Annotated in this window: 7 protein-coding genes; all 7 read right to left on the reverse strand. The window is 32.8% G+C overall.

What is annotated here, in order from left to right; genetic code table 11:
* Positions 1 to 62: 62 nt before the first annotated feature.
* Positions 63 to 872 (reverse strand): motility protein A, encoded by an 810-nt coding sequence (locus tag CI949_RS14830; RefSeq protein WP_290767682.1) that lies wholly within the window; start codon positions 870 to 872, stop codon positions 63 to 65.
* A complete protein-coding gene (locus CI949_RS14835) occupies positions 873 to 1,082 on the reverse strand; it encodes a flagellar FlbD family protein (protein ID WP_089720269.1) in 210 nt (69 codons plus the stop codon).
* Positions 1,083 to 1,156: 74 nt separating this feature from the next.
* Positions 1,157 to 3,097 (reverse strand): flagellar hook protein FlgE, encoded by a 1,941-nt coding sequence (locus CI949_RS14840; RefSeq protein ID WP_290767685.1) that lies wholly within the window; start codon positions 3,095 to 3,097, stop codon positions 1,157 to 1,159.
* Positions 3,098 to 3,277: 180 nt separating this feature from the next.
* The gene (locus tag CI949_RS14845) at positions 3,278 to 3,673 is read right to left on the reverse strand and encodes a TIGR02530 family flagellar biosynthesis protein (protein ID WP_290767687.1); all 396 of its coding nucleotides are present in this window, start codon (positions 3,671 to 3,673) and stop codon (positions 3,278 to 3,280) included.
* 17 nt (positions 3,674 to 3,690) lie between these two features.
* The gene (locus tag CI949_RS14850) at positions 3,691 to 4,149 is read right to left on the reverse strand and encodes a flagellar hook capping FlgD N-terminal domain-containing protein (RefSeq protein WP_290767689.1); all 459 of its coding nucleotides are present in this window, start codon (positions 4,147 to 4,149) and stop codon (positions 3,691 to 3,693) included.
* A 21-nt stretch (positions 4,150 to 4,170) separates the two neighbouring features.
* A complete protein-coding gene (locus tag CI949_RS14855) occupies positions 4,171 to 6,114 on the reverse strand; it encodes a flagellar hook-length control protein FliK (RefSeq protein ID WP_290767690.1) in 1,944 nt (647 codons plus the stop codon).
* Between the two features lie 108 nt (positions 6,115 to 6,222).
* On the reverse strand, positions 6,223 to 6,725 hold a 503-nt coding region (locus CI949_RS14860), incomplete at its 5' end, for a MotE family protein (RefSeq protein ID WP_290767692.1).

The raw sequence follows: 6,725 nt of genomic DNA on the forward strand, positions 1-6,725 counted from the left end.
CAAAAGTAGTCATCCAAGCAGGAGATCCACCACCATCATCTTCCTTTTTGTGTTTCTTGTTTTTAAGAGGCATTTTCCCTTATTCCCACCCCTCCACTTTCGTTTATTCTGGCTTCAACCTCTTCTTTCTCCCCTTCAGAGAGGAAAGCATGAAGTTTTTCTTTAACAATTCTTGGGTTTTCACCAGCCTGTATAGAAAGAATTCCTTCAATCATAACTTCTTTAACGTGGATTTCGTGGTTGCTTTGTGTTTCTAAATTTTTAGAAAGGGGTATAAATATCCAGTTTGCTAACAAAGCACCGTATAAAGTTGTAATTAGAGCTACTGCCATTCCGGATCCTAACTGAGTCGGGTCATCAAGCTGACTTAACATCTGAACCAAACCAATTAAAGTACCAATCATACCAAAGGCAGGTGCCAGCTGACCCATTGTAGCAAAGATACCTCTTCCTTTTGTGTGGCGTTCCTGTAAAAAAGTTAATTTTGTTTCTAAGATACTTCTAACCAATTCAGGATCAGTACCATCAACGATTAACTGAATTCCCTTCTGCAGAAACTCATCTTCCATTTCTGCTGCATCATCTTCTAAAGCTAAAAGTCCCTCTCGTCTTGCTTTTTCAGCAAAATTAACAAGGCTTTCAATTATATGTTCTGATTCCATTTTATCATCTTCAAATGATACTCTTAATAAATTTGGAATGTTTTTTAAATCATTGAAAGTATAACTGATCATTACACCGGCCAGGGTACCACCTAGAACTACCAGGGCAGACTGAAGGCTGACAAAGATTATTACATTACCGCCCAGTACTGCTACTGCACTAAATATTATTGCTCCTGCTGCTAAACCAATTATTGTTGCTAAATCCATTTAAGATCTCTCCCCTGTTCTAGTAATTCCGGCCATAATTTTTTGTCTATAACTTATTACCTTTTCGACTATATCTGCTGCTGAATCCTTAACAAGCAGTTTTTTTCCATTGCTTAAGGTAATTACTGTGTCCGGAGTTTCCTGAACTTCTAAAATAAGTTCAGCATTTAATATGAAATTTTGCCCGCTTGTCCTGGTCAATTTAATCATCATACACTTCCTTAATTATAATTATCTCTCAGGCTGAAACCCAAAAAGATTTCAGCCTGAAAGTTTAATTCCATTTATCTTTTTAAGTTAACTAATTCCTGTAACATTTCATCTGAAGTTGTAATTAATTTTGAGCTTGCCTGGAAACCTCTCTGAGCTGTGATCATTTTAGTAAATTCTTCTGACAAATTAACATTTGACATTTCTAAAGAATTACTAATAATCTTTCCAAACTTACCAGAACCACTTTTACCTACAGATTTTGTCCCTGAGTTTTCTGATTCAGAAAACATTGTATCGCCAGCTTTATTTAATCCGGCCGGATTTCCAAAACTAGCAAGAGATAACTGCCCCAACAATTTATTGCGACCATTAGAAAAACTTCCAACTATTTCTCCTGAGTTATTAATCGAATAATCTTCTAAAGTTCCACTTGCATAACCATTGACTGAAAAAGGATTTAATGTTGTATCAGCAGCAAACTGGGTCAGTGGATTTTCTTCTCCAGCAAAATTTATATCAATAGATTGTGGAGATACCGGCTTGTTATTCTCTTGTCCAGAACCAACTTCAACTGGATTAAATGAAATTTCATCAGTCTGGCCACCAATAATTTTACCACTACTGTCAAATACAACTTGCCCTCCTCCAGAAGGTGTGCCAGCAGTCCCTGACACATCTCCAACATTCCAATCCCACGTGTTGGAAGCGTTTAAAGTCAAGCTATCTTTATTTGCAATATTATTAGCAGCATAACTACCATCTGCCATTGTAATTCTACCATCAATAGCGTTATTTTCGAGTGTTTCATTAATTTTTGCTTCAATTTCAGAAAAATCACTTGGAGCACTATTATTTGAGTTATCCCAATCACCGGAAATAGTTAATTTATTATCTTCCTGATTATAACTACCATCTAATGTCCCATCATTATCTGCAAATACAATTGGCATTCCATTTAATTCTGCAGATGGATTGTTAAAGTCTTGACTGATAGATAAACTACCTTCATTTCCGCCTACTCCAAAAATTGGTGAGTCTAAAGTTAAAGCAGCTGAACCGACAGTTTGAATATCACTTACAAAATCGTCATTATTTCCGTCATAACCAATCTCCAATAATGCTGATTTGCCAGCCTCCATCATTTCTTGATTTATTGCATCCTCTATTTCCTTCATGTCTTCAGGTGCAAGGTCAGCCTTAGTAAAGTCCCAAGAAATATTCAAAGTATCTGAACCATTATAATCAACGTTAAATTCTTCATCGGCAACATTATTAAAATTAATTTTTAAACCTGCCATTGAAGAATCAAATGACTTAAGCTGAGAAATCGTCATCTCATTAGTACCAATAGTAGCACTTCCAGTCAAACTCGTACCAATCTCCCGCACATAATTCATTTTAACTGTATGTTTGTTCCCTAAGGAATCATAAACATCATTACTGGTAGAAAATTTAATTCCATCAGAGATAACACTGTTAATATTTCCTCCAACATTCATTTCGGTTGTAGCTTTAGGAGGACTAGCTGTTTCCATATTTAACTGTAAATCAGCAAGGGCATCCTGAATTTCTCCTGCCTCATTTGCTGCATAACCCTGAAGCTTATATCCATTACTAGGATTAACCAAATACCCGTCGTCATCAATACCAAAATTACCAGCACGTGTATAATAAGGGTTACCTGCACCATCATTTAAAATAAAATAACCATTACCATCAATAGAAAGATCTGTAGAAATACCGGTATTCTGTCTGTTACCCTGGCTGTGGTTAACATCAATAGAACCAACACTAACTCCTAAACCTATTTGTTGAGGATTTATACCACCTAAGTTATTTTGTGAACTGGATCCAGAAGCATTTTGAATAGTTTGATTAAGCATTTCTTTAAAAGTAACTCTACTTCCTTTAAAACCAGTAGTATTTATATTTGAAATATTATTACCTACTACATCCATCATTTGCTGGTGCACATCTAAACCTGAAACACCTGAATACATCGATCTTAACATCTATTATTTCCTCCTTCAGATTATATCGGAGTCCCACTGTAATCGACAGCAGAACAGAGCCCCCTGAAAAAGGTCCAGCTCATATCCGATTTGAACTAAGATAAATATTTTTTAGTTCATTTTACTTTTCAATATTTTTTTAAATATCCACAGTTTTTATCGCTTACTTCATATTATCAGTTACTTCATAAAAACAGCACTATCAATATTTGTAAATACATTATCATCCATGCTTGCCTCATCTACAGCTGTAACCACCGTATTATTTTCTACACTGACAATATAAGCTACATTATTAACCATAACTAAAGAATCTTTTGCTCCTTTATTTCTTGCCTTTTCTACTCCGTTATTTAATTTATTCAGTTCTGTTTTAGAAACTGGAATAGAACGAGAATCAATTCTTTTTTTCGCATGCTTAGAAAATGATAGCTTTTCTTTATCATTAATTTTCTCTGCCATTATATCTTTAAATGACGGAGATTCTGATTTCTGTTGTTTATTAACAGAATTATTTTGCTGTTTATTCTTATGGATAGGATTTATTGGCTGATTTATTTTTAATCTATTATCCATTTTATTAAACACCTCATTTAAGCTTCAGTATTGTCACCGTCAACCTCTACATTTTTTACCTCTTTAATATTTTCTATATTAACTTCAATATCATCTTCTAAAACAACATAGGTATTACCGTCAAAGGATTTAACTGAGTTAACAATCCCATTTTGTTTTATTCCTTCTGTTACAGAATTAATTTCTTTGCCAATCAAGTGACTATTTTCAATTACCTGATTAGAACTTAATTTGTCTTCAAGTAGTGAATATAGCTTCTCAGTTTTTTCAAGTGAGCTAAATTCAGCCATCTGAGAAACAAATTCCCGATCTTCCATCGGATTTAAGGGATCCTGATTTTGAAGTTGAGTTATAAGTATCTTAAAAAAAGCATCCTGACCTAAACTATTACCATCAGTATCCAAAGTAGTACGATCATTTTCTGCTACCTCATATTGAGAAGTATCCGAAGCAACTAAACCAGATATTTCGCTCATTAATGTACCTCCCTCTTTAAATTAAGCTAAAAGATCAATTGAATCTTTAGCCTTAATTTCAATATTGTCTAATTTAATTGAGTTTATCATTCCACTTTGACTTAAATTAGAATTTTCCGCTTGTTTAGTATAATATAGGCCCTGAAAAAAACTTCTCTGATCATGTTCTGTATTATGACCTGTATCTCCATCACTAAAAGCAGATTGTTGATCATCAAAAAAGAAATTATTATTTTTTTCTACTTGCTGAGGAGAATTTTTTGCTGTTTCAATTTTAAATTGTTCAATATTAATACCCTGTTTAACAAGGTCTTTTTTGAGTCCACTAATTATATCCTCTAACTGTGATCTAATAATTTCACTTTCAACTATCATTTTTCCAACAATTTTATCATTATCATAACTTAAGGAAACATCAACTTTACCTAAACTTTTAGGCTCAAGCTGTATTTGTAACTCTTTTTTATCAGCAGAATAGCTTCCTTCAAATTTTTCTGCTATCTGAGAGCGTAAATCAACCTTAGAATATAGATCTTTAGAACCCTCCAATTTAAAATCAGCTCCAGTTTGAAGATCATTTCCCTGGTTTTCTGCTATATTAAGATGCTGAAACAAAGTATCTTGTTCTTTAGAATTTAGATCAGTTTCCCCTTTTTGACTGTGGTTAACCAATAGTTCTAAATTATTTTTACGAAGAAGATTATCTTTGTTTAAATTGAAAAGTTGTCCATCTTTCTCATTTTTAAGATTAACATTTAGCTCATTTAGTTTATTAGAAATATCAGTTTTAGGCTTTGATTCTTTTTCTAATGATTTTAGCTCAGCTAAGACTTCATTTAGAGAATTTAAATATTCTGTCGAGTTTTGACTATCCTCAAACAAATTATTTTTAGACCCTAAAGCCAAAGTGTCCTTAATTTTGTTTTCTATATTTTCAAAATCGAGATCTGCATTTTTAGATTTGATAAAACTTGTTTTATCTAACTTCTTTAACAAGCTATTTAATTTTTGGTTAAATTCCTGGACTAGAAGCTTTTTTTCGCTCATTGATAAGATATCAGCTTCACTTTTTTCTAAATCAGCTAAATCATTGGCAAAAGCAGTTAATTTGTTATTTTTTAAATCAGACTCAAGTTTTGCTAATAATTCACTAAGTTCTTCAACAGAATCTTTAATTTCAGCATTCAGCAAAGCTTTACTATTACTATTAAATTCTGAATCTGATTTGCCAATCGAACTTAAATTTGAAGATTCTAGCTTTTGATTAATTAAATTAGCTTTATCATCATTTTTATTAAGATCCGTTAAATCCTCAGTTAAAGCTGAAGTCTCAAGCTTATTAATAAAGTTATTTAAAGCATTATCTCTGTCTTCATAACTCAAATTATAATCTCCAGACTTATAAATCAAATCATGAGCCAAATCAGAAATTTCTTTTTCACTTAAATTAAACTCTTCGGCAAGATTGATATTCAACTCATCAGCAAGTACTAAAAGAATATTTTTTTCAGTTTCAGCAAAAAGATTTTCAGATTGCTTAGTAGCTAAATCACCTTTCCCAAAAAGATCACTAATTTGAGTTTTTAGTGCATCTATTTTAGAATTATCTAATTTTGAAAAAAGTTGATTAAATTCATTAGTTTCGCTTTGACTGAATTGACTTTTAGCAAAAGAGCTAATTAAATTTAAGATTTCAGCTGGACTTTTTCCCTGGTCTTTCATTTTTTTGATTAAATCATTAACTTTTTGCTTATCATTTTCTTTCATTTTCAACTTATTACTTCTGCTGCTGGATTTTAAGCTTTCTTGATTTTTGTCAGCTGTCTTTGATAGCTCAGAAAAGATCTTTGCAAAAGATTTTTGTGGTGGTTCATTATTGCTTTTTGCTAAATTTTTGCTAGAGTGATTCAAGGGATTACTTTTCTGGGCCGGACTAAAAAAGCTCATCATTGCGGCTTCTCTCAATTTCTCACCTCCTTTCAGTGCTTTTTATCTAATTTTTGTTTATCGTTATTTAATTTAAAACTTCTGTTTTGTTTAAATTTAGAATAGTATAGGTTAAGATTGAAATTATTACTGACTCAACATACTCATAATCTCTGCTGCTCTATCCTGTGATAAAGACTCAATTACTGCTGCTGCCTGGTCTTCCTTTAGCCTAGAAATGATTTCTACAGCTAGGCCCTGCTCCATCTGCATAATCACAGCTGCAGCTGCTTCAGGCTCCATCCGGCGGTAAATCTCAGCAACTTTTTCATATTTAGCCTCTTTATCTTCTCTATTGGCCAGAAGTTCATTATAATCGCTTTGAATTTCAGCAATTACTTGATCCCGTTCATCAATTTCTGCTCTCAAATCTTCAACCTGGGCTTCTAATTCAGCAATCTCTGTATCTTTTATGGTGATTGCCTGCTGAAGTTCCTGGTTTTTATTTTCCAATTGAGTCATTTCAGCTCGACTGATTAAATAGTTATTTAAAAAGGGTATTTTAGAAGCTATATTATAGGCTGCAGTCTTAACATCAATTACTCCCAATGCATTAAGTGACCAGCTAAGCATTGTGAAAAGAACTAAAA

Source organism: Halanaerobium sp. (assembly GCF_003070835.1).